This window comes from Mycolicibacterium neoaurum ATCC 25795 (genome assembly GCF_000691525.1).
In the GTDB taxonomy this organism is placed as follows: Bacteria; Actinomycetota; Actinomycetes; order Mycobacteriales; family Mycobacteriaceae; genus Mycobacterium; species Mycobacterium neoaurum.
Map to the genome: position 1 here is coordinate 238,869 of NZ_JMDW01000010.1, position 22,562 is coordinate 261,430.

Consider the following 22,562-nt stretch of genomic DNA (forward strand, 5'->3'; position numbering starts at 1 on the left):
CACGCGGACGACCGTACCGTGGGGATCGGGTCAACGCGTCGCGCGCACCGGCTCCGCTCCGGCGACGGCATCGCGCACGGTGGCCGCTACGCTGCGCTCATCGGCGAGATCGATATCTTTCAGACTGCGGGACGTGCGGGCGATGATGTCCTCGCTCTGCGGGACGGGCCCGCTCAGCCGGGGCCGGTACACCTCGACGACCAGGTTCTGCCGGTCCTCGACGTGAAAGGAGAAGCTGCGGCCATCACCGAGGGTCCCGAACCCGCTGGCGTGCACGCCGGTCGAGACGTGCTCGATGGCGAACTCGCCTGCCGACAGTTCGGTCTCCGGAGCCAGTGCCATAGCTCGCACCATACCCACAAATTGACGGTTACGTCCCCATTGGCAAACTTTGCGCAAACTGCGAACACGGACGCAGGCCGAATGCGGAATCAGGAGTTCAGAAAGCCCATGACCACGAAAACCGCATTCCGGCTGCGCGTCCTGTCGGTATTGACGCTGGCGGTCGGAGTCGCCTCCGCGTGCTCGTCGACACCTGCCGATTCGCCACCACCGACCATCCCGGTCGCAACACCGGCCGTGTCGCCACAGGTCAGTGGTGACGTCGACGGCGTCGTGACGCCACTTCCCGCGCCGGGAATCGCCGCCGTCTTCGATATCCGCACCTCCTCGGTGGTCGTGTTGGGCCCCGCCGATCGCCTGACGGTGGTGCCCGCCGAGGGGCCCGCGCGGACCATCGCACTGCCCGCGGCGGCCACGGCGATCACCGGCGACGGTTCTGGGGAGGTCTGGTTGTCCATCCGCGGTGGCTATGTGCGAGCGAACGTCGCCGCCGGCGCCGCCACGCCGGTGGAGGTCAAGGACCATGCGGACACCGACTTCACCGCTATCGGCCGCAACTCCGAGGGGGCGCTGGTGCTCGGCAGTGCCGACGGCACGGTGTTCACGCTGCGCTCCGATACCGAGGTCGGCGCGAGTCTGAAGAACTTCGCACGAGTCGATGCCCTTGTCACCCATGATGATTCGCTGATCGTGCTGGACCGCGGCCAGACCTCGGTCACCGAGATCGACGAGGGCGGGACCAAGCCCGAGCAGGCGTTGCGTGCCGGCGAGGGGGCGACCTCGATGACCGTCGACCCCGCCGGACGGGTGCTCGTCACCGATACCCGCGGCGGCGCGCTGCTGGTCTTCGGCACCGACCCGCTGATCCTGCGGCAGCGCTACCCGGTTGGCGAGGCGCCCTATGGCGTGACCGGGTCGGCCAAGATGACCTGGGTGTCACAGACGGCGACCAACACCGTCATTGGCTACGATCTGGCTACCGGAATACCCGTTGAAAAGGTGCGTTATAGGACTGTGCAGCAACCCAATACCCTGGCCTTCGACGATGCCGGCGACACCCTGTACGTGGTCTCCGGTTCCGGCGCCGGGGTGCAGGTGATCGAGGGGGCGAGTAGGTCATGACGACGGTGGCACGCAGCCGGATGCCCGCGGGCTGGGCCGGTGACCTTTCCGAGGACTACGAATGGGTGCCGCTGCGCCTGCCCCCCGATGTCACGCGTCTGTCGGCGTCGGTGCGTTTGTCCATCGAGGCGCAGTATCGCGGCTGGGAGTTGACCAAGGTGCGGCTCTATACCGACGGGAGCAGGCGCGTGTTGTTGCGCCGCAAGAAGACCGCACTCGGAGAGCAGCCGGCCCTGTGATCTACCGCTTGATGCGGCGCGCGTTCTTCCTCGTCGCGCCCGAACGCATTCATGCCGTCGTGTTCGCGATATTGCGGCTGGCGACCTCGACCGGGTGGAGCCGTCGCGTCCTGTCGGCCAAGTTGGGTGCGGCGGACCCGATCCTGGCCAGCACGGTCGCCGGCGTGCGCTTTCCGGCGCCGCTCGGGCTGGCCGCGGGTTTCGACAAGGACGGTCACGGATTACCGATCTGGGGCGCGCTGGGCTTCGGGTATGCCGAGATCGGCACGGTCACGGCGCAGGGGCAACCGGGGAATCCGGCACCACGGATGTTCCGGCTGCCCGCCGACCGCGGTCTGCTGAACAGGATGGGCTTCAACAACCGCGGGGCGGCGGCGCTGGCACGGCAGCTCGGCACGCACCAATCCGATGTCCCGATCGGGGTGAACATCGGCAAGACCAAGACCACGCCCGCCGAGCAGGCGGTCGACGATTACGTCACCAGCGCGCGACTGGTCGGCCCGCTGGCCTCCTATCTGGTGGTCAACGTCAGCTCACCGAACACCCCTGGGCTGCGCGATCTGCAGGCGGTGGAGTCGCTGCGGCCAATTCTGACCGCCGTTCGCGAGGTCGTCACGGTGCCGGTGCTGGTCAAGATCGCGCCCGATCTGTCGGACTCCGATATCGACGATATCGCCGATCTGGCCGTCGAATTGGGCCTGGCCGGCATCGTCGCGACCAACACCACGATCTCCCGGGACGGCTTACAGACCCCAGGTGTGGACGAGCTCGGCGCCGGCGGGGTGTCCGGTCCGCCGGTCGCCCGGCGTGCTCTCGAGGTGTTGCGCCGGCTCTATGCGCGCGTGGGTGATCAACTGGTGCTGATCAGCGTCGGCGGTATCGAGACCGCCGAGGACGCCTGGGAGCGCATCCTGGCCGGCGCCTCGCTGTTGCAGGGCTATACCGGGTTCGTCTACGGCGGTGGGCTGTACGCCAAGCAGATCCACGACGGTCTGGCGCGCCGACTGCACGAGGGCGGATTCGCCTCGCTGTCGGAGGCAGTCGGCGCGGAGACCCGCTTCTAGTTCTGTTCGTAGGTGAAATGCAGCACGGCCCGAGCGATGGCCTGGCCGAAGAGGTTGAACCCGAGGAAGGCCGGCGTGGCGCCCTCGGGTAGCTCCAGTGACTCCACCGGCAGCGCGTGTACGGCGACGTAGTAGCGATGCGGGCCGTGTCCGGCGGGCGGGGCGGCACCGAGGAAGCGCTTGAGTCCCGCATCGTTGGTCAGCGTCACCGCGTTGCCGGGCAACGGATCGCCGTTACCGGCGTCGGCGGGCAAGGAGGTGACCGTGGCGGGCAGATCGGCGACGGCCCAGTGCCAGAACCCAGACAGTGTCGGGGCGTCCGGGTCGTACACGGTGACCGCGAAGCTTCGGGTCTCCTCGGGGAAGCCCGACCAGCTCAGCTGGGGTGAAACATCCTTGCCGCCCGCACCCATGATGCCGCTGACCTGATCGTTGCCTGCGGGCTGGCCGTCGGTGAAGGTCTCCGAGGTCAGCTCGAAGGTCGGCAGCTTCGGCAGGTTGGCGTAGGGATCTGCGGGTGTTGCGGTCATATCGCCCCTCTTCTGGTCAGCAGTTGGTGAGGAAATGCTCGAGCACCTCGGTGCCGAACTGTAGTGCGTCAACGGGTACCCGTTCATCGACGCCGTGGAACAACGCGGCGAAGTCCAGATCCGGCGGCAACCGCAGCGGGGCAAAGCCGAAGCAGCGAATCCCCAACCGTGAGAATGCTTTTGCATCGGTGCCACCGGAGAGCATGTACGGCACGATCCGCGCCTCGGGATCGACGGCCAGCAGCGCGGCGTTCATCGCGTCGACGAGATCACCGTCGAAGGTGGTCTCCACCGACGGCAGATCGCGTTCCCAGGTGCGCACCACGTCGGGGCCGATGAGCGCGTCGACCTCGCGTTCGAAGGCCTCCCGGCGCCCCGGGAGCACCCGGCAGTCGATGACGGCCTCGGCGTTCGCCGGGATCACGTTGGCCTTGTAACCGGCCTTGAGCATCGTCGGGTTGGCGGTATCGCGCAGCGTGGCCCCGACGATGCGGGCGATATCACCGAGTTTGGCGATGGTGCCGTCAAGGTCGGGTGAGTCGATGTCGAATTCGTAGCCGGTCTCCTCGGCGACCGCCGCCAGGAACTGCGCCACCGGCTCGGTGAGCACCAGCGGGAATTGATGTCTGCCGAGCTTGGCGACGGCTTCGGCCACCGCGGTGACCGCGTTGTCCTGGTGCACCATCGAGCCGTGCCCGGCGCGGCCGCGCGCCGACAACCGCATCCAGGCGATGCCCTTCTCGGCGGTCTCCACCAGATAGAGCCTGCGCTCACCGCCGTGCCGCGAGGGCACGGTCAGCGAGAAACCGCCGACCTCACCGATCGCCTCGGTGACGCCGTCGAAGAGATCGGGCCGGTTGTCGACGAGCCACTGTGCACCGTAGGTGCCGCCGTGCTCCTCATCGGAGACGAAGGCGAAGATCAGATCACGCGGGGGCACGATGCCCGCACGTTTGAAGTGGCGGGCGACGGCGATCATCATGCCGACCATGTCTTTCATGTCGACCGCGCCGCGACCCCAGACATAGCCGTCCTTCACCGCTCCCGAGAAGGGGTGCACGCTCCAGTCGGCGGGCTCGGCGGGCACGACGTCCAGATGGCCGTGGATCAGCAGGGCGCCGCGTGACCGGTCCGCACCCGGCAACCTGGCGAACAGGTTGCCGCGGCCGGGGGCGGCTTCGACGTACTCGGTGCTGTAGCCGACTTCACGGAGGCGGTCGCCCACCCACTGCGCGCAGTCCGCCTCGCCCCGCGTGGTCGCCGGATCTCCGGTGTTGGAGGTGTCGAAACGGATGAGGGTGCTGACGAGGTCGACCACCTCGTCGGCGGCGCTGGGCTGGACGGTCACAACCCCATTCGTACCATCGCCCATGCCCGCCCGGACAGGGTGGCGCACCGGCGCCGACGGGCTGGTTTGGGTCCGACCGCCCCCATCCGTTAGCCTTAGTCGCTCCTCGCCGACGGCGCGGAGAATGTCCGAGTGGCGGAATGGCAGACGCGCTAGCTTGAGGTGCTAGTGCCCTATTAACGGGCGTGGGGGTTCAAGTCCCCCCTCGGACACAGTTTCTCGATACGACCCCGGTTGCTCGACCGGGGTCGTATCGGTTCATCCGGCGCCGGCAACCAGCGCGGCCAGCCGTTCGGCCGCCCCGCTGTCGGGCACCGGCAGGTACGCCACGATCTGGATGTTCGGCACATCCACCGGCGCCAACTGATGGTGTTCCAGGCGCATCTCCCCGATCCCGGCGCGAAAGAAACGCCGCTCCCGCGAGGTGAACCGCTGCACGCTGCGCCGGCGCCACTGCGACTCGAAATGCCCGCTGGCCGCGCGAAGCCTGTCGACCAAGGTCGAGTAGGCAGGTTCGCCGGCCCGCGATCCCGCCTCTGCCCGGAACTCGGCCAGGAAGCGGCTGCTGTCGTTTTCCCAGTCCGGCAACAACTCCCGGATCGCGGGGTCCATGAACATCAGCCAGAGCAGGTTACGGTCGGCCTCGGCGGTCACCGCGATGTTCGGATACAGCGCGGCATAGGCGCTGTTCCACGCGGTGATATCCCAGAACGGCCCGATCGCGAACGCCGGGTACCCGCCCAGTGCGTCCAGGAAGCGCTGGACGTGCGCGGGCGTCTCCACGTCCGCCGGAACCGGGTCCGGGGCATGGCCGCCGAGGCTGCGCACGTAGTCACGTTCGGCCTGGGTCAGCCGCAGCGCCGCGCTGATGGCGTCGAGAACCTGGCGCGAGGGGTTGATCTCGCGGCCCTGCTCCAGCCAGGTGTACCAGGTGACGCTCACCCCTGCCGCCATCGCGACCTCCTCACGCCGCAGGCCGCTGGTCCGCGTCCGTGGCATCGGCGCATAGCCCAGGTCGGCGCGGGCGGCGGCCTCCCGGCGAGCCCGCAGGAACTCCCCCAACGCCCGGCGCTGCCTGCTGCGTGTGTTCATCCTGCGATGGTAGTAGTGCCAGTACTAGCATGAAGACCGTCTACCCACGTAGACGCCCTTGCTGCCACGCTGTGTGTTATGGCAGAACTGCGGTCCCGCACGGTCACCCACGGTCGCAACATGGCCGGCGCACGCTCGCTGCTGCGGGCCGCCGGCGTCGCCGGTGCCGATATCGGCAAGCCCATCGTGGCGGTGGCCAACAGCTTCACCGAGTTCGTGCCGGGGCACACGCACCTGCAGCCCGTCGGCCGCATCGTCTCCGAGGCCATCTCGGCCGCCGGCGGGGTGCCGCGCGAGTTCAACACCATCGCCGTCGACGACGGCATCGCGATGGGCCACGGCGGAATGCTGTACTCGCTGCCGTCCCGCGAGCTCATCGCCGACTCGGTGGAGTACATGGTCAACGCGCACTGCGCGGATGCATTGGTGTGTATCTCGAACTGCGACAAGATCACTCCCGGCATGCTGATGGCCGCACTGCGCCTGAACATTCCGACCGTCTTCGTCTCCGGCGGTCCGATGGAGGGTGGCACCGCCGTCCTCGTCGACGGCACGGTCAAGACCCGGCTCAATCTGGTGTCGGCCATCGCCGATGCGGTGAACACCGATGTATCCGATGCCGACATCACGCGGATCGAGGAAGCCGCCTGCCCGACCTGCGGCTCATGCTCGGGCATGTTCACCGCCAACTCGATGAACTGCCTCACCGAGGCACTCGGGCTGGCCCTGCCCGGCAACGGTTCGGTGTTGGCCACCCACACCGCGCGGCGCGCCCTCTACGAAAAGGCGGGCAGCACGGTGATGGACATCGTGCGGGCCTACTACGACGGTGATGACGCCTCGGTCCTGCCCCGCAACATCGCCACGCGCGACGCATTCGACAACGCCATGGCACTCGATATCGCGATGGGCGGGTCGACCAACACCGTGCTGCACCTGCTGGCCGCCGCCCGGGAGGCCGAGCTGGATTACACCCTGGAAGACATCGAGAAGCGCAGCCGGCTGATCCCGTGCCTGTGCAAGGTCGCCCCCAATGGTCACTATCTGATGGAGGATGTACACCGCGCCGGTGGCATCCCGGCCATCCTGGGTGAGCTGTGGCGTGGCGGTCATCTGCACGAGACGGTGCACACCGTGCATGCCGGCTCGTTGGCGGAGTGGCTGCGGGCCTGGGATATTCGCGGCGGGTCACCGACCGATGAGGCCGTCGAGTTGTTCCACGCGGCACCGGGATGTGTGCGCTCGGCGACCGCGTTCTCGCAGTCCGAGCGTTGGGACAGCCTGGACACCGACGCCGAGAACGGCTGCATCCGCGATGTGGCCCACGCCTATTCCGCCGACGGCGGGCTGGCGGTGTTGCGCGGCAACCTGTCGGTGGACGGTTGCATCGTCAAGACCGCCGGCGTCGACGAGTCCATCTGGACGTTCTCCGGTCCGGCCGTGGTGCTGGAATCGCAGGAGGACGCGGTGGACGCCATCCTGTCCGGCCGGGTGCAGCCCGGCGATGTGGTGGTGATCCGTTACGAGGGACCGAGGGGCGGGCCGGGCATGCAGGAAATGCTCTATCCGACTGCCTATTTGAAGGGCCGTGGGCTGGGCACGCAATGCGCGCTGGTGACCGACGGTCGGTTCTCCGGCGGTACGTCGGGTCTGTCCATCGGCCACGTCTCCCCCGAGGCGGCCGCCGGTGGCACCATCGCGCTGGTGGCCGAAGGTGACCTGATCACCATCGACATCCCGCGCCGCAGCATCGAGGTCGATGTGCCGCTCGAAGAACTGGAGCGCCGACGCGCGGCATTGGAGGCAGCCGGCGGATACCGGCCCACGGATCGGCGGCGCACGGTGTCGGCGGCATTGCGTGCGTACGCCGCGTTGGCGCTCTCGGCAGACAAGGGTGCGGCCCGAGACATCGATGCGGTGTAACTCACCCTGCTAGCCTGTGCGGGCCAGTCACCTCCGCAGGGAGTAGGGAACCCGGTGTGAATCCGGGACTGACGCGCAGCGGTGAGGGGATGACGAGGCGGGCCACGTGCCACTGGGAGCGCATGCTCCCGGGAAGGCGGCCCGCCGAGGACGACCCCCGAGTCCGAATACCTGCTGGCATCCGCGACGGTGTGTCGCGGCTTGTCACCGGGTCTCGCTGATCAGGCCCCTGATGCCGAAGGAATCCCTCATGTCCGCATCTCTGCAAGGCGATCTCGCCGATCCCGACGCCCTCGTACGGGCGTGGGACGAACAACAATCGGCCTATATCGCGGGCCGTGAATCCCGCTTTCGCGCCATCACCGACATCATCGGACTGGCCTGCGGCGACGAGCCCGTGGTCGTCGATCTTGCCTGCGGGCCGGGATCGTTGAGCGCCCGCATCCTCGACGCACTTCCCGGTGCCCGGGTGATCGCCCTCGATTTCGACCCGCTGCTGCTCGACCTGGCCGGCCGAACGCTCGGCGCCCACCACCGGTTCGGTGTGGTCGAGGCCGACCTTGCCGAGGACACGTGGCCGGATGCGGTAGCAGCCGCCACGGCAGGGACGCCGATATCGGCCTTCGTCTCCACCACCGCGCTGCACTGGCTGACCCCGCAGACCTTGTTGGGCGTGTACACCGCTGCGGCAGAGATGCTGTCCGACAACGGCCTCCTGCTCAATGGCGACCATTTCCGATTCGACGGGCGGCAGCCGACCCTGCGCAGACTGTCCGCCGCACACGACGCCGCCACCCAGTCGCGGGCATACGCCGCGGGATCGCCCACCTGGGATCAGTGGTGGGCCGCGGCGACGGCCCGCGACGGCGTCGCGGACCTTGCGGCGCTGCGTGATCAGCGGTTCACGCATCGAAACCCGCCGCCCACCACCGCGGTGGACTTCCATCTCGCCGCATTGGCACAGGCCGGCTTTTCCGAGGTGGGCACGGTCTGGCAACTGCTCGACGACTACGTGGTCATGGGGGTCAAGTGATGCCGTGGCAGCGTGTCATCGGCGCTCTGGGCGCGGTGTCGATGTTGGTCGCAGGATGTGGCACCCGGACTCCCGACCCGGTCGGCACCTCGGCGACACCGCCCGCCGGCGCGGGATTCCCGGTCGCACTGCAGAACTGCGGTATCGACGTCGAGATGGCCGCCGCGCCGGCACGCGCCATCTCGGTCAATCAACCCGCGACCGAGCTGATGCTCACTCTGGGCTTGGCCGATCGGATGGTCGGCACCGCATCGTGGAACGAACCGGTGCCTGCGCACCTGGTGGAGGCCAATGCGAAGGTTCCCGAACTGGCGGCCGATTTCCCGTCGCTGGAAACCGTTCTGGACACCGAACCCGACTTCGTCTATGCCACGTTCGCCTACACGTTCTCCGACCAGGGCATTGCGTCACGCGAGCGTTTCGCCGAGTTGGGCATTCCCACCTACCTGTCATCGAGCGAGTGCAGCGGGCAGCAGGCAGATCAGCACCGCGCCTTGACGTTCGAGGACATCTATACCGAAATCGGGGATATAGCGCGGATATTCGGGGTCGACGACGAAGCGGCCCGACTCACCAGGTCCCTGAAGGATCGAGTACGGTCCGCGACCGCCGGCCTGAGCACCTCCGACACCAGCCTGATGTACTGGTACTCGGCCACCCGGGCGCCCTATATCGCCGGGTGCTGCGGCGCCCCGGGGATGATCACCGATGCCGTTGGCGCACGTAACGCGTTCGCCGACAGCCGCCAGCTCTGGCCGGAAACCTCGTGGGAGGCGATTCTGGACCGTGATCCCGACGTGCTGGTGCTCGCGGATCTGACCCGCGGTGACGACGGTGATACTGCGGCCGCCAAGATCGCGTTCCTGGAGAGCGATCCGTTGGCCCGCCAGCTCACCGCCGTCCGCGAACAGCGTTATGTCGTGGTGCCCGGTACTGCCTTGGACCCGTCACTGCGCAATGTCGACGCCGTCGAGATGATCGCCGGCGCCCTGCGTCAGGACAGCTGACCGGGCGTCAGCCTGCCAGTTCCACATCGCCGCGGTGCACATGCACGCAGGCCCGCTTGGGCCCCCACACCGTGGGCACTGTGAAGCAGACCACCTTGGGCTTCCCGAAGACCGTGGTCTCGGCCACCGTGCCGACGGCACCTTCCGGCACCGTCTGAACATCCATCTCGTCGATCTCGCGGCTGGCGGTCACAAAGTCACCGGTCTGCCAACTCATGTTGCGTGTCTCCTGATCCAAGTTCTGGTTCGTACGCCAGATGCAACGCCGGTGAGTGGATTTTTATTCACGGTGATCGATCAATACACGTCTCGCACGTATCGCTTGGTGGCGACGAGCTCCTTCTTGTAGTCGTTGGCGGCTTCGGCGGACAGCGATCCGTGCTTGCGGATGATCGCCAGCAGCGCCGCGTCGACATCGGCGGCCATCCGGGTCGCATCACCACAGACGTAGAAATGCGCACCGTCCTGTAGCCAGCGCCACAGGTCGGCACCGCGTTCGGTCATCTTGTGCTGCACATAAACCCGCCGTGACTGATCGCGCGAGAAGGCGAGGTCCAGCCGGCTGAGGAAACCGTCGTCGACCATGGCCTGCACCTCCTCGCGGTAGTAGAAGTTCTGGTCGCGGTGCTGGTCACCGAAGAACAACCAGTTGCGGCCGCGGTGGCCCAGGGCGCGACGTTCCTGCAGGAACGCCCGGAACGGTGCGATCCCGGTACCCGGGCCGACCATGATCATCGGTGTGGCCGAGTCCTCGGGCGGGCGGAAGTTGGGCGAGCGTTGCACGAACACCGGGGCGGCCTGCGCCCGATCGGCCAGGAATGTGGACGCGACGCCGCCGCGCGCGCTGCCCCGCGTAGTGCGGTAACGCAGCACCGAGACCGTCAGCTGCACCTCGTGTGGGCTCACCAACGGACTCGACGAGATGGAGTATTGCCGCGGTGTCAGCCGGACGAGCGCATCCAGCCATTCGGCGGGGTCGGCCCGGACGGCGAACTCCTCGACGATGTCCAACCCGTTGCGGTCGGCCAGCCAGCTGTCGAGTTTTGCACCGGACCGTCGCAACACCTTCGCCTGCGGGCACCGCTCGGTGACGAACCCGAGCAGGTTCGGGGTCACCTTGCACAGGTCATAGGAATGCGTCAGGGCGGTGCGCAGATCGACCTCGGCGCCGTCGACCTCGACGATCTCGTCTCCGGACAGCGCCGTGGCCGACAGCCAGGCCCGCACCGAGTCGGCAGCGTTGCCGACGAACACCCCTAGGGAATCCCCGGCGGCATAGCTCACGCCGTGTTCGGCGACGTGTTCGGTGATGTCGAACCCGATCTGGCGCACCTCCTTGGCGGCCGCCACCGGGGTCAGGCGAATATTGCGGCCCACCGCGGCCACCAGTGGATTGCCGCGGGTCAGCGGTGGCGCGGGTGTGGTTGTTCGCGTGTGTTCGGGTGCGGTGTCGGTTGATGCCGTGGTGACCGCGTCAGCCCAGGCGGCCATCGGTGCCGCGTCGTGCGACTCGCATTCGACCAGTTCGTGTGCCCGGACCGCACCCAGCTCCGCCAAACGGGCATCCAGGGATTTGGCGTGACCACAGAAGTTGGCGTACGCCTTGTCCCCGATCCCGAGCACCGCATAACGCACCCCGGTCAGCGGCGGCGCGTCGGCGCTGCACAGCCGGTCCCAGAAGTCCGCGCCGTTGTCCGGTGGCCCGCCGTCACCGAATGTGCTGGTGATCACCAACACCTCGGTTGCCGCGGCGACATCGTCCAACGATGCCTCGTCCATGGTGACCGATCGGGCGCCGGTGATCCGTGCGGCCAGCCCGGTTGCGAACTCCTCGGCGTTGCCGGTCTGGGAGGCCCACAGCACCAGTGGTCCGGTGGCGGGTTGCTCGCGGGTACGTGAGTAGGTGCCCGCCAGCAGACCGTCGACCCACAGACGGACCGCCGGGCGGACCGGCGCCGAGGGCGGCAGGACCGGGACCCCGCCCGGTGTCGCGTCCAATCCGGTGAAGAACCCGGACAGGTAGAGCTTCTCGTCCTCGGTGAACTGCGGTGCGGCCGTGCGCAGATCGAGCGGATCGGGAGCGGCCACCTCGATGGGACGTAGCCGTACGGCACAGACTTTCAGTTCGGGTTGCAGGGAGTCCGGGTCGACGGCGTCGTTGGTGACGGCGTTGACGGCGAGGTACTCACCGTGCTCGTCGTTCCAGTGGAACGGCGCCCACACGCTGCCCCTACGCACCCGGTCGGCGATGGCTGCGGGCAGCACGGCACGACCGCGGCGGGAAGTGAGCTCGACATGGTGGGCGGCGGTGATGCCGAGCGCCGCCGCATCATCGGGGTGGATCTCGACGAACGGCGAGCTGTCGAGTTTGTTGAGTTTGGCGACCCGACCGGTCTTGGTCATGGTGTGCCACTGATGTTGCAGCCGACCGGTGTTGAGCACCATCGGATAATCGTCGTCGGGCAGTTCGTGCGGGTCCATGTGCGGACGGGCCAGGAACTGCGCCCGCCGCGACGGTGTCGGAAATGCCAGCCGGGGCCGGTGCCCGTCGGCGTCGACGTGCAGGGTCTGCGACACACCGTCGTTCACGTACCGGATGGGGTGGCGGTCGTCGGGATCGGCGGGCGGACAGGGCCACTGCACAGGCGTCTCGCGCAGCCGGTCATAGCTGACCCCGCGCAGGTCGTATCCCGTGCGGGGATTGGCGAAGCGACGGATCTCGTCGAAGATCTGCGCGCTGGACTTGTAGGCGAAATCGTCACCGAAACCCAAGTGCTCGGCGACACCGCAGATCAACTCCCAGTCCGGCCGCGCCTGACCCACCGGCGCGACGGACTGTTGCAGCAGGGTGATGTTGCGTTCGGAGTTGACCATCACCGAATCACTCTCGGACCACAGTGCGGCCGGCAGCACGATATCGGCGTAACGGTTCGTCGCCGTGTCGACGTAGGCGTCCTGGGTGATGACGAGGTCGGCCGCTTCGAGAGCGGCGATGACGGTTGCTCGGTTCGGCACGGAGACAACGGGATTGGTGCAGATTATCCAGCAGGCCTTGATCTCACCGGCGGCGGCCTGTTCGAACATGGCCACCGTGCCCGGGCCGACCTCGGAACGGATGCTGCCCGGCTCCAGGCCCCACTGTTCCTCACAGAACGCCCGGTCCTCGGCGGAGAGCACCACCCGCTGGCCGGGCAAACCCGGTCCCATGTACCCCATTTCGCGGCCACCCATCGCGTTGGGCTGTCCGGTCAACGACATCGGCCCACTACCCGGCCGGCAGATCGCACCGGTGGCCAGATGCAGGTTGCAGATCGCGTTGGTGTTCCAGGTGCCGTGGGTGCTCTGGTTCAGGCCCATGGTCCAACACGTCACCCACTCCCCTGCCGCGGCGATCATGGATGCCGCGGTGCGGATGTCGGCCTCGTCCAATCCGGTGATGGCGGCCACCCGGGCCGGCGGATAGTCGGCGAGGAACGCCGGCATGTCCTGCCAGCCCTCGGTGTGTTCGGCGATGAACTCCTCGTCGATGTCGCCGTTGACGACGAGCAGATGCAACAGCCCGTTGAGCAGTGCGAGGTCGGTACCCGGTGCGATCGGCAGGTACAGGTCGGCCTTGTCGGCGGTGGCGGTGCGCCGCGGGTCCACCACGATCATCTTGGCGCCGGCCTTGAGACGGTCGGCCATGCGCAGAAACAAGATCGGATGGCAATCGGCCATGTTCGCGCCGATGACGAAGAACAGGTCGGCCGAATCGAAATCGGTGTACGAGCCGGGCGGACCGTCCGCGCCGAGGGATTGTTTGTAGCCGGTGCCCGCGCTGGCCATGCACAGCCGAGAGTTCGATTCGATGTGCACGGTACGCAGGTAACCCTTGGCCAGCTTGGTCGCCAGATACTGCGCCTCCAGCGACATCTGGCCCGATACGTACAACGCGACCGCGTCGGGCCCGTGTTCCTCGACGATGGCCCGCAGCCGGTTCCCAGCCTGCGCCACGGCCTCTTCGACCGGCGTTTCCACCGGCTGCGTACCGCGCTCGGGGCGCACCAGCGCGGTGGTCATCCTGCCCTCGGTTGCGGCCATCAGCTCGGCGTGGGTGGCGCCCTTGGTGCACAATCTGCCGCGGTTGGTCGGATGCAGCTTGTCGCCGCTGACCTTGGCGATCACCGGCAGCCCGGTGACCTGATCGGTCTCGGTGGTGACCTCGATACCGCAGCCCACACCGCAGTACGAGCAGGCGGTCCGCGTGGTCACCGACATGCCACCATCGTGTGCTGGCACTGTTCCGGCTCCTTTGAGGCGACGTTATGGCAAGGAAAACTCGACCTCACAAGACGCCCATCCCCGCGGTGAGCGCCTCGTGAGGCCGAGTTCGTCCGATTACGCGGTGGCCACCGATTCCGGTAGCGCCGCCGGACTGGCCGCGGCCTTCGACGAGGACAACCGCAAGAACACGAACCAGGTGACGATGGCGCAGATCACGTAGAAGCCAAGGAAGACCCAGAAGGCGTTGGTCGCCGACTTCGCATCACTGACATAGGACATCCGCAGCACGATGTTGATGAACACCCCACCCAGTGCGCCGACCGCGCCGGCGAAGCCGATGAGGGCACCGGACATGCTCCGCGACCAGGCCGCCTTCTCCTCACGGCTCCACTCGTCGTGGCCCTGGGCCTTCGCCTCGAAGATCGACGGGATCATCTTGTACGTCGAACCGTTGCCCAGTCCCGACAGGATGAACAGCAGGATGAATCCGGCCACATAGGCGATCATCTGGCCACCGGTGGGTGCACCGGCCGTGCTGTCGTCGAGAACGCCTGCGGCGACCAGGATCCCGGCGGCGAAGATCATGGCGACGAACACGTACAGCGTGATCTTTCCCCCGCCGATCTTGTCGGCGAGCTTGCCGCCGAACGGGCGCGAGATGGATCCGAGCAGCGGGCCGAGGAAGGCGATCTGCGCGGCGTGCAGCGATGCCTGGGCGGGAGTGTCACCACCGGCCAGGAAGTTGATCTGCAGCACCTGGCCGAATGCGAAGCTGAATCCGATGAACGAGCCGAACGTGCCGATGTAGAGGAAGCTCATCACCCAGGAGTGCTTGAATCGCATGGCCTCGACCATCGCGCCCAGATTGGAACGCTGGTTGCCGAGGTTGTCCATGAAGAACGCGGCACCGAGGGCCGCGAGGCCGACGAGCACCAGATAGATCGCGCAGACCAGGTAGGGCGCCGTGTTGCTCACGGTGGCGATGATCAACAGGCCGATCAGCTGGATGACCGGTACGCCGATGTTGCCGCCGCCGGCGTTGAGTCCGAGCGCCCATCCCTTGAGACGCTGCGGATAGAACGCGTTGATATTCGTCATCGAGGAGGCGAAGTTGCCACCGCCCAGGCCGGCGAACGCCGCCACCAGCATGAACGTGGTGTAGGATGTGCCGGGCTGCGACATCACCCACAGCGTCAGCGTCAGCGGGATCAGCAACAGCAGGGCGCTGACGATGGTCCAGTTGCGCCCGCCGAAGCGGGCCGGGGCGATGGTGTACGGGATGCGCATGAAGGCGCCGACCAGTGTCGGCATCGCCACCAGATAGAACTTGCCCGCGGCGTCGATGCCGTAGACATCCTGCGGCATGAACAACACCATCACCGACCAGATCGACCACACCGAAAAGCCCACGTGCTCAGCGAAGATCGACCAGATCAGGTTGCGCTTGGCGATGTCTTTCCCGCCGGATTCCCAGGCGTCGGCGTCTTCGGCATCCCAGTGCGCGATATCGCGATTGCGGCGTGTGTTGAGCACGGATTCCTCCCAGCAATGGAAACGGTTGAGACAGAAGTTATGGCTCGGCCATTCCGCACCGGTTGCCCCACCATGTCGGGGCTGTCAACACCTACTCACATCGGGTCCGATGGTGCTGGTGCGCCCGGAGATTCACGACCGCAGCATCGACGAAACGGAGCGGTAACAATCGACGTGTGTTCTCGGTGACCTGTCGCACGCGATGCCGCCGGCGCGATTGACGCGCCGAAAGGTTTGCTTGTACCCCTGAAACCGATTGGGCACCAATAGTTTTTTTGAATCTGTGGATGGCGTCGCGGCCTGTGGACAACGCCCTGTCATGTCAGACCACGGCGCTAGAATTCGAACATGTTGGCGAACGGAGTGGCGGATCGAGAGGCCGTGTTGGCGGTCTTCGATGCCTACGACTCCGCCTGTGAGCAGCTGGCCGCCCTCGACGTCACCCGCCTGTCGCCGGCTGATCTGTTGACGCTGCAATCTCAGCGCGAGCACCACGCCCGCACCACCGCCGTGCTCGACCACCGCATCCTGGCCGCGCTACAGGCCCAGAGCACGCCCAAAGAGATCGGTGCCCGCACCTGGGCCCAGATCCTGACCATCCGGCTGCGGATCTCGGAGGCCGAAGCCGCCCGCCGGTTGCGCGATGCTGCCGATCTGGGTCCACGCCAGAGCCTCGACGGGCAGGTGTTGGATCCGACACTGCCCGCATGTGCCGCGGCATTGGCCGAGGGCACCATCAACCTCGAGCATGTGCACGAGATCCGCACCGCGGTGGAGCGGGCGGGCCGCTACGCCGAGCCACAGCGGTGCGGCCAACTGGAGGCCGATTTGGTCGAGGCGGCCACCCGGATCACTCCGCGTACCTTGCGCGAGGTCGCCGACTACGCGCTGTCTGTGCTCAACCCCGATGGCGATAGTCCTGATATCGCCGCGCATGAGCGCGGAATCACGTTGGGACGCCAGGACCCCGACGGGCTGATCCGCATCTCCGGGTGGGTCGATCCGGAACTGGGCGCATACCTCAAGACGGTGAATCAGGTGTGGGGCGCTCCGGGGATCAACAATCCCGCCGACGAAGCGCCGGTGTCCAATCCCTCGCCGAACCCGTTGGACCATGCAGACGGTCTGCCCGCACCGGCACCTGCTGTGCCCGTTCAGCCCGAGACGCCGGCCGTTGCGCCCACGGCCGAACCGTTCGAGCATCGCCGCACCGCACTGGATGCAGCGTTGGCCGATCCGAACCCCGCGCCGGTACCGTTCGAGGAATTGCAGGGGCGCCGCGCCGCTCTGGATGTCGACCCCCGCAGCGCGGCCGGTCGCGATACCCGTGGCGCCTCCCAGCGCTATCACGATGCACTCAAGGCAGTCGTCCGCAACGCGTTGATGTCCAGAGAATTGGGCCAGCACAACGGGTTACCGGTCACGGTGGTGGTGTCCACCACCTTGGCCGAGCTACACGCCGCGGCGGGGATCGCGCACACCTCGGTCGGCACCACGATGCCGATGCGCGACCTCATCCGCCTCGCCGCGCATGCGCACCACTACCTGCTGATCTACCGCGAGCACACCGCCGAACCGCTCTACCTCGCCCGTTCCAAACGCGTGGCCTCCAAAGCTCAACGCCTGGTCATGATCAGCCGCGACCGAGGGTGCACCATGCCCAACTGCCCGGTCAGTGGAGCCGGTTGCCAGGGCATGCACGCCGAACAAGACTGGAGCGCAGGCGGGCAGACCGATATCACCGGACTCGGATTGGGTTGTGCGGCAGATAATCAGTTGGCCTTCGATACCGGGTGGACCACCAGCATCGGCCCGGACGGTCGCGTGCACTGGCACCCGCCACCGCTACTCGACACCGGACAGGACACCGTCAACCACTACCACCATCCCGAAGAACTCCTCCGACGTCGAGAGGACGACTCCGGCGAGCAGCGTTAGGTGCTCTCAGCGCCGCCGCTGCCAGAACCTCTTGCGGGGTTCGCGAGCTGTGAGTGGAGTTGTCGAAAAAGGAGTGTGCTCCGACGCTGCGGCAGCTTCGGTTTCAGCGCTGTCGTCGGCCTCGGCAGTGTCCTCGGTTTCGGCAGTTTCCTCGGATTCCGGCTGTTCGCTTTCCTCGGCTTCAACCGATTCCTCGGACTCAGCAGCCGGTTCGATCCCTTGGACCGCCAGCAGCTCGGCCTCCGGACCGGTCGGCAACGCGTCGTCTTCGTCGGCGGCTGCGTCGTCATCGGCGGGCTCGCTGTCCTGCACAGCCTCGGAAGTCGGTTCAGCGGTGGAATCAGACTCCGCCGACTCGGACTCCGAGGACTCCGACTCCTCGTCCTCAGCAGTCTCGACCGACTCAGCCTCAGCCTCGTCGGCACCCTCGACCTCACCAATCTCGCCCTCACCCGCAGCATCGGGCTCGACATCGGTCACCGCCAGCAGCTCGGCCTCCGGACCGGACGGCAACGCATCGCCTTCATCGGCGGCTGCGTCGTCATCGGCCTCTGCCTCGACCGCGGAATCGCCCTCGTCGGCGGGCTCGGAAGCCGGCTCAACCGCGGAATCGGACTGGACCGCCTCAGCCTCAGCCTCGTCGGCACCCTCGACCTCACCAATCTCGCCCTTACCCGCAGCATCGGGCTCGACATCGGTCACCGCCAGCAGCTCGGCCTCCGGACCGGACGCCAACGCATCGCCTTCATCGGCAGCCGCGACTTTATCGGCAGCCGCCTCCGCCTCAGACTCACCGTCCTCGGCTCCCTCAGCCTCGTCGCCAACCTCGCCCTCACCCGCAGCATCGGGCTCGACATCGGTCACCGCCAGCAGCTCGGCCTCCGGACCGGACGCCAACGCATCGCCTTCATCGGCAGCTGCGTCATCATCGGCAGCTGCCTCGGCCGCGGAATCGCCCTCGTCGGCGGGCTCGGAAACCGGCTCGGCGGCAGCCTCGGCCTCGAACTCATCGGCCGCTTCAGCCTCGGCAGAACCCTCGACCTCTTCGCCCTCGACCTCTTCGCCCTCGACCTCGTCACCGGTCGGTTCCGGCTCACCGTCGGACTCGGCCATCTCCAACACCGCGGTCTCGACGGCCACCTCATCGACATCGGCACGATCGGCCGCTTCGGCGACCTCGGCCTCTTGCTCGTCGAGGTTCACCTTCGTGTCCGGCGGATCTGCCACCGCCACCGCCCCCGCGGCGGCGGCACCGCTCGCGGCACCGGTCGTCGCGATCACCGCGGTATCCAAATCGTCCACGCTGACCTGCTGTGCCTGTTTACCGGCCAAAGTCTCGGGCGCCTCGCGGCCCTTGGGCGCGACCATGATGTAGACCACCGCACCGATGAAGACGAACGTCGAGGTGAACGAATTGATCCGGATCCCGGCGATCAACGTCGCGGTATCGCTGCGCAACAACTCGACGCAGAACCGTCCGACGCAGTACCCGGCCACATACAGTGCGAACAGCCTGCCATGGCCGAGGTTGAACCGCCGGTCTGCCCAGATGAGCAGCGCAAACACCAACAGGTTCCACAACAGTTCGTAGAGGAACGTCGGGTGCACAACACCGATGACCTGCCCGGTCGAGACACCGTTCAGCGTGTCGCGGAACCCGGCCGCATCACGGCGTTCGTAGATCTCCAGGCCCCACGGCACGGTCGTCGCGCGGCCGTACAGCTCCTGGTTGAAGTAGTTGCCGAGCCGGCCGATGGCCTGGGCCAGGATGATGCCCGGTGCGATCGCATCACCGAACGCCGGCAACGGGATCCCGCGCTGCCGGCAGCCGATCCACGCGCCCACCGCACCCAACGCGACCGCACCCCAGATACCCAGGCCGCCGTCCCAGATGCGGAAGGCGGCGACCAGACCGGCGCCACCCTCACCGAAGTACGTGGGCCAGTCGGTCATCACGTGATAGAGCCGCCCACCGACCAGACCGAACGGCACCGCCCAGAGCGCGATGTCGTAGATCACTCCACGTTCACCACCGCGGGCCGCCCACCGGCGATCACCGATCACCAGCGCGGCGACGATGCCGGCGATGATGCACAGCGCATACGCCCGCAGCGGCACGCTGCCGATGAACCACACACCCTGATCCGGACTGGGGATATAGGCCAGCGTGGTCACCGTCATGCGCGAACCGCCTGCCGCACGCCATCGGCCAATTCGGTGGTCAGTGTCCGCAGCGCATCGACACCGTCGTCCAATGCCGACACCAGGGCCGAGCCGACGATGACACCGTCGGCGTAGGACGCGATCTCGGCCGCCTGCTGTCCCGACCGCACGCCGAGCCCGACCCCCACCGGGATATCCGAGATGGCCTTGACCCGACTCACGAGCTCCGGTGCGGCGTTGGACACCGCGTCACGCGCGCCGGTGACGCCCATCGTCGAGGCGGCGTAGACGAATCCACTCGAGGCCTGCACGGTCGCGGCCAGCCGCTCCGGGGTCGAGGACGGCGCCACGAGAAAGATACGGTCCAAACCGTTGGACTCCGATGCCGCGATCCAGTCATCGGCCTCGTCAGGAATCAGGTCCGGGGTGATCAAACCGAGCCCGCCGGCGTTGGCCAGATCGCGGGCAAATGCGTCGACGCCCTTGCGCAGCACCGGATTCCAATAGGTCATCACCACCGCGGCACCACCGGCACTGCTGATCGCCTCGACGGCCCGCAACGCATCGTGCACACGCACGCCGCCGGCCAAGGCCACCTCGGTGGCGCGGGCGATCGTCGGTCCGTCCATCCCTGGATCCGAGTACGCCACGCCGACTTCGACGATGTCACAACCGGATTCGACCAGCGCCGTCATCGCCTCGATCGAGGTGTCCACATCGGGGAATCCCGTCGGGAGATAACCGATCAGTGCCGCACGACCCTCGGTGCGGCAGGTCTCGAACACCGACGACAATCGGCTCACGCGTCATCCCCCAGCAACCCGAACCATTTGGCGGCCGTCTCGACATCCTTGTCACCGCGGCCCGACACATTCACCAGGATGATCGCCGACGGACCCAGCTCGGCGGCAAGCTTGACCGCACCGGCCACCGCGTGGGCCGATTCGATGGCCGGGATGATCCCCTCGGTGCGACACAACAGCGAAAAGGCGTCCATCGCTTCGGTATCGGTGATCGGCCGGTATTCGGCGCGTCCGACATCCTTGAGCAGCGCGTGCTCGGGCCCCACGCCCGGATAGTCCAGGCCCGCGGAGATCGAGTGCGACTCGATGGTCTGACCGTCCTCGTCCTGCAGCAGGTAGGAGAACGATCCCTGGAACGCACCGGGTGAACCGCCGGTGAAGGTCGCCGCATGCCGACCGGTCTCCACACCGTCACCGGCGGCCTCGAAACCGATCAACCGGACACCCGGATCATCGATGAAGGCGTGGAAGATGCCGATGGCGTTGGACCCGCCGCCGACGCACGCGGCGATCGCGTCGGGCAACCTGCCGGCCTGCTCCTGGATCTGGACCCGGGACTCCAAACCGATGATCCGCTGGAAATCGCGAACCATGAGCGGGAACGGGTGCGGTCCGGCGGCGGTGCCGAACGCGTAGTAGGTGTTGTCGGCGTTGGCCACCCAGTCACGGAACGTCTCGTTGATGGCGTCCTTGAGCGTGGCCGAACCCGACTCCACCGCCACCACTCGCGCACCCAGTAATCGCATCCGAGCCACGTTGAGTGCCTGCCGAGCGGTGTCAACCGCGCCCATGTAGATGACGCACTCCAACCCCAGCAGCGCACATGCCGTCGCGGTCGCGACACCGTGCTGACCGGCTCCGGTCTCGGCGATCACCCGGGTCTTGCCCATCTGACGGGCCAGCAGTGCCTGCCCGAGCACATTGTTGATCTTGTGAGATCCGGTGTGGTTGAGGTCTTCTCGCTTCAGGAAGATCCGCGCACCACCGACGTGGCGGCTCAGGTTCTCCGCTTCGTACATCGGCGAGGGACGTCCGCTGTAATGACGCTGCAACCGGTCCAGCTCATCGAGGAAGGTCTGATCGCTGCGCGCCTTCTCATACGCGGCGGTGACCTCCTCGATGACGGCCATCAGCGCCTCGGGTACCAGCCGGCCCCCGTAGGCACCGAAATGCCCTCTGGCATCGGGATCGTGGCTGGTCGGTTCGGCCAGTGCAGCACTGGTGTTCGGCAATCCGGAGATATCGCCCATGTTCACATCGCCTCTTCGAGTGCGCGGCTCATCGGTTGAGTCAGCGGGCAGGTTTCGGGCATGACGGGTGCGCACCCGCGGTGACCAGCTCTGATACCGCCCCGCGCGGGTCGCCACTGGTCACCAGGCCCTCGCCGACCAGGACCGCATCGGCACCCGCACCGGCATAGGCCAGCAGATCGGCGGTACCGCGGACACCTGATTCGGCGATCCGGATCACGTCGGTCGGCAGACCGGGGGCGATCCGGGCGAAGCAATCCCTGTCGACCTCGAGGGTCTTCAGGTCGCGGGCATTGACACCGATGACGGTTGCCCCGGCGTCGAGCGCTCGGTTGGCCTCGTCCTCGGTGTGCACCTCGACAAGGGCGGTCATCCCGAGCGATTCGGTGCGATCGAGCATCGACTCCAGCGCCCGCTGTTCCAACGCCGCGACGATCAGCAGCAGCATGTCCGCACCGTGGGCGCGCGCCTCATGGATCTGATACGGCCCGACGATGAAATCCTTGCGCAACACGGGGATCGACACCGCGGCACGGACCGCGTCCAGATCATCGAGCGATCCGTGGAAACGTCGCTCCTCGGTCAACACGCTGATGATGCGGGCGCCACCGTCCTCATAGGCCGTCGCCAGCTGCGCCGGATCCGCGATCGAGGCGAGCTCGCCGCGCGAAGGGCTGGCCCGCTTGACCTCGGCGATCACTGCGATGCCGGGAGCCCGCAGGGCCGCCATCACATCCAGCGCGGGGCGCGCATCCTTGGCCCGCTGCTTGATATCGGCGAAGCTGACCGCGGCTTCCCGGGTGGCAACGTCGGCGCGGACTCCTTCGATGATGGAGTCGAGCACGGTCGCCGTCATTGGCCTTGGTCCTTTGCGATCGGTCGGAGCGTTCCCATGAAGGTTAGTCGCCATCG

The 22,562-nt window shown here is 67.1% G+C and carries 18 protein-coding genes, 1 tRNA gene and 1 riboswitch; of the genes, 8 read left to right on the forward strand and 11 right to left on the reverse strand.

Annotated elements, in window-relative coordinates:
- Nucleotides 1-30 precede the first annotated feature (30 nt).
- The gene (locus tag IC40_RS0115055) at nt 31-342 is read right to left on the reverse strand and encodes a hypothetical protein (RefSeq protein ID WP_090559061.1); all 312 of its coding nucleotides are present in this window, start codon (nt 340-342) and stop codon (nt 31-33) included.
- Between the two features lie 108 nt (nt 343-450).
- Here IC40_RS0115055 and IC40_RS0115060 point away from each other — a divergent pair, with 108 nt between their 5' ends.
- From IC40_RS0115060 to IC40_RS0115070, 3 genes are read left to right on the forward strand one after another with little or no spacing between them, the layout of a single operon-like run.
- Nucleotides 451-1,464: a YncE family protein gene (locus IC40_RS0115060; protein WP_030135537.1), complete on the forward strand. Its 1,014-nt coding sequence runs from the start codon at nt 451-453 to the stop codon at nt 1,462-1,464.
- Nucleotides 1,461-1,703, forward strand: a complete 243-nt coding sequence (locus tag IC40_RS0115065; protein ID WP_019512048.1) for a DUF5703 family protein — start codon at nt 1,461-1,463, stop codon at nt 1,701-1,703. The genes IC40_RS0115060 and IC40_RS0115065 overlap by 4 nt, the downstream gene beginning before the upstream one ends.
- Nucleotides 1,704-1,714: 11 nt before the next feature.
- Nucleotides 1,715-2,767, forward strand: coding sequence for a quinone-dependent dihydroorotate dehydrogenase (locus IC40_RS0115070; protein ID WP_042509811.1), 1,053 nt, complete (start codon nt 1,715-1,717; stop codon nt 2,765-2,767).
- Here the strand turns inward: IC40_RS0115070 and IC40_RS0115075 are convergent.
- Both IC40_RS0115075 and IC40_RS0115080 read right to left on the reverse strand, forming a co-directional pair.
- On the reverse strand, nt 2,764-3,297 hold the full coding sequence (locus IC40_RS0115075; RefSeq protein ID WP_030135539.1) for a YbhB/YbcL family Raf kinase inhibitor-like protein: 534 nt from the start codon (nt 3,295-3,297) through the stop codon (nt 2,764-2,766). The two genes, IC40_RS0115070 and IC40_RS0115075, sit on opposite strands and share 4 nt — an antisense overlap.
- 16 nt (nt 3,298-3,313) lie before the next feature.
- On the reverse strand, nt 3,314-4,669 hold the full coding sequence (locus IC40_RS0115080) for a M20/M25/M40 family metallo-hydrolase (protein ID WP_030135540.1): 1,356 nt from the start codon (nt 4,667-4,669) through the stop codon (nt 3,314-3,316).
- Nucleotides 4,670-4,771: 102 nt separating this feature from the next.
- Here IC40_RS0115080 and IC40_RS0115085 point away from each other — a divergent pair.
- Nucleotides 4,772-4,857, forward strand: a tRNA-Leu gene (locus IC40_RS0115085).
- A 46-nt stretch (nt 4,858-4,903) separates the two neighbouring features.
- On the opposite strand, the gene IC40_RS0115090 is transcribed toward IC40_RS0115085, so the two are convergent.
- Complete coding sequence (locus IC40_RS0115090; RefSeq protein ID WP_030135541.1) at nt 4,904-5,737, reverse strand: helix-turn-helix transcriptional regulator; 834 nt, start codon at nt 5,735-5,737, stop codon at nt 4,904-4,906.
- Between the two features lie 78 nt (nt 5,738-5,815).
- On the opposite strand from IC40_RS0115090, the gene ilvD reads away from it, so the two are divergent.
- The 3 genes from ilvD to IC40_RS0115105 all read left to right on the forward strand — a co-directional run bounded on the left by ilvD (nt 5,816) and on the right by IC40_RS0115105 (nt 9,700).
- Nucleotides 5,816-7,660, forward strand: coding sequence for a dihydroxy-acid dehydratase (gene ilvD / locus IC40_RS0115095; RefSeq protein WP_030135542.1), 1,845 nt, complete (start codon nt 5,816-5,818; stop codon nt 7,658-7,660).
- Nucleotides 7,661-7,667: 7 nt separating this feature from the next.
- Nucleotides 7,668-7,853: riboswitch (cobalamin riboswitch) on the forward strand.
- 57 nt (nt 7,854-7,910) lie between these two features.
- Nucleotides 7,911-8,693 (forward strand): methyltransferase domain-containing protein, encoded by a 783-nt coding sequence (locus tag IC40_RS0115100; RefSeq protein WP_030135543.1) that lies wholly within the window; start codon nt 7,911-7,913, stop codon nt 8,691-8,693.
- Complete coding sequence (locus IC40_RS0115105) at nt 8,693-9,700, forward strand: ABC transporter substrate-binding protein (RefSeq protein ID WP_030135544.1); 1,008 nt, start codon at nt 8,693-8,695, stop codon at nt 9,698-9,700. The genes IC40_RS0115100 and IC40_RS0115105 overlap by 1 nt, the downstream gene beginning before the upstream one ends.
- A gap of 7 nt (nt 9,701-9,707) precedes the next feature.
- On the opposite strand, the gene IC40_RS0115110 is transcribed toward IC40_RS0115105, so the two are convergent.
- From IC40_RS0115110 to IC40_RS0115120, 3 genes are all read right to left on the reverse strand, one after another.
- A complete protein-coding gene (locus tag IC40_RS0115110; RefSeq protein WP_019512056.1) occupies nt 9,708-9,917 on the reverse strand; it encodes a hypothetical protein in 210 nt (69 codons plus the stop codon).
- Between the two features lie 80 nt (nt 9,918-9,997).
- A complete protein-coding gene (locus tag IC40_RS0115115; protein WP_030135545.1) occupies nt 9,998-13,957 on the reverse strand; it encodes a bifunctional nitrate reductase/sulfite reductase flavoprotein subunit alpha in 3,960 nt (1,319 codons plus the stop codon).
- A 120-nt stretch (nt 13,958-14,077) separates the two neighbouring features.
- On the reverse strand, nt 14,078-15,496 hold the full coding sequence (locus IC40_RS0115120) for a nitrate/nitrite transporter (RefSeq protein WP_030135546.1): 1,419 nt from the start codon (nt 15,494-15,496) through the stop codon (nt 14,078-14,080).
- Between the two features lie 348 nt (nt 15,497-15,844).
- On the opposite strand from IC40_RS0115120, the gene IC40_RS26550 reads away from it, so the two are divergent.
- A complete protein-coding gene (locus tag IC40_RS26550) occupies nt 15,845-17,434 on the forward strand; it encodes a DUF222 domain-containing protein (protein ID WP_042509709.1) in 1,590 nt (529 codons plus the stop codon).
- 6 nt (nt 17,435-17,440) lie between these two features.
- Here the strand turns inward: IC40_RS26550 and lgt are convergent, their stop codons facing one another.
- Genes lgt through trpC form a run of 4 tightly spaced genes read right to left on the reverse strand, consistent with a single transcriptional unit; the run spans nt 17,441 to nt 22,506 of the window.
- Entirely contained in the window at nt 17,441-19,615 is a 2,175-nt protein-coding gene (lgt, locus tag IC40_RS0115135; protein WP_030135547.1) for a prolipoprotein diacylglyceryl transferase, read from the reverse strand.
- Nucleotides 19,612-20,400: a tryptophan synthase subunit alpha gene (gene trpA, locus IC40_RS0115140; RefSeq protein WP_030135548.1), complete on the reverse strand. Its 789-nt coding sequence runs from the start codon at nt 20,398-20,400 to the stop codon at nt 19,612-19,614. The genes lgt and trpA overlap by 4 nt, the downstream gene beginning before the upstream one ends.
- The gene (gene trpB, locus IC40_RS0115145; protein WP_030135549.1) at nt 20,397-21,650 is read right to left on the reverse strand and encodes a tryptophan synthase subunit beta; all 1,254 of its coding nucleotides are present in this window, start codon (nt 21,648-21,650) and stop codon (nt 20,397-20,399) included. Before trpB ends, trpA begins: the two co-directional genes overlap by 4 nt.
- A gap of 40 nt (nt 21,651-21,690) precedes the next feature.
- A complete protein-coding gene (gene trpC, locus IC40_RS0115150) occupies nt 21,691-22,506 on the reverse strand; it encodes an indole-3-glycerol phosphate synthase TrpC (protein ID WP_030135550.1) in 816 nt (271 codons plus the stop codon).
- Nucleotides 22,507-22,562 lie beyond the last annotated feature (56 nt).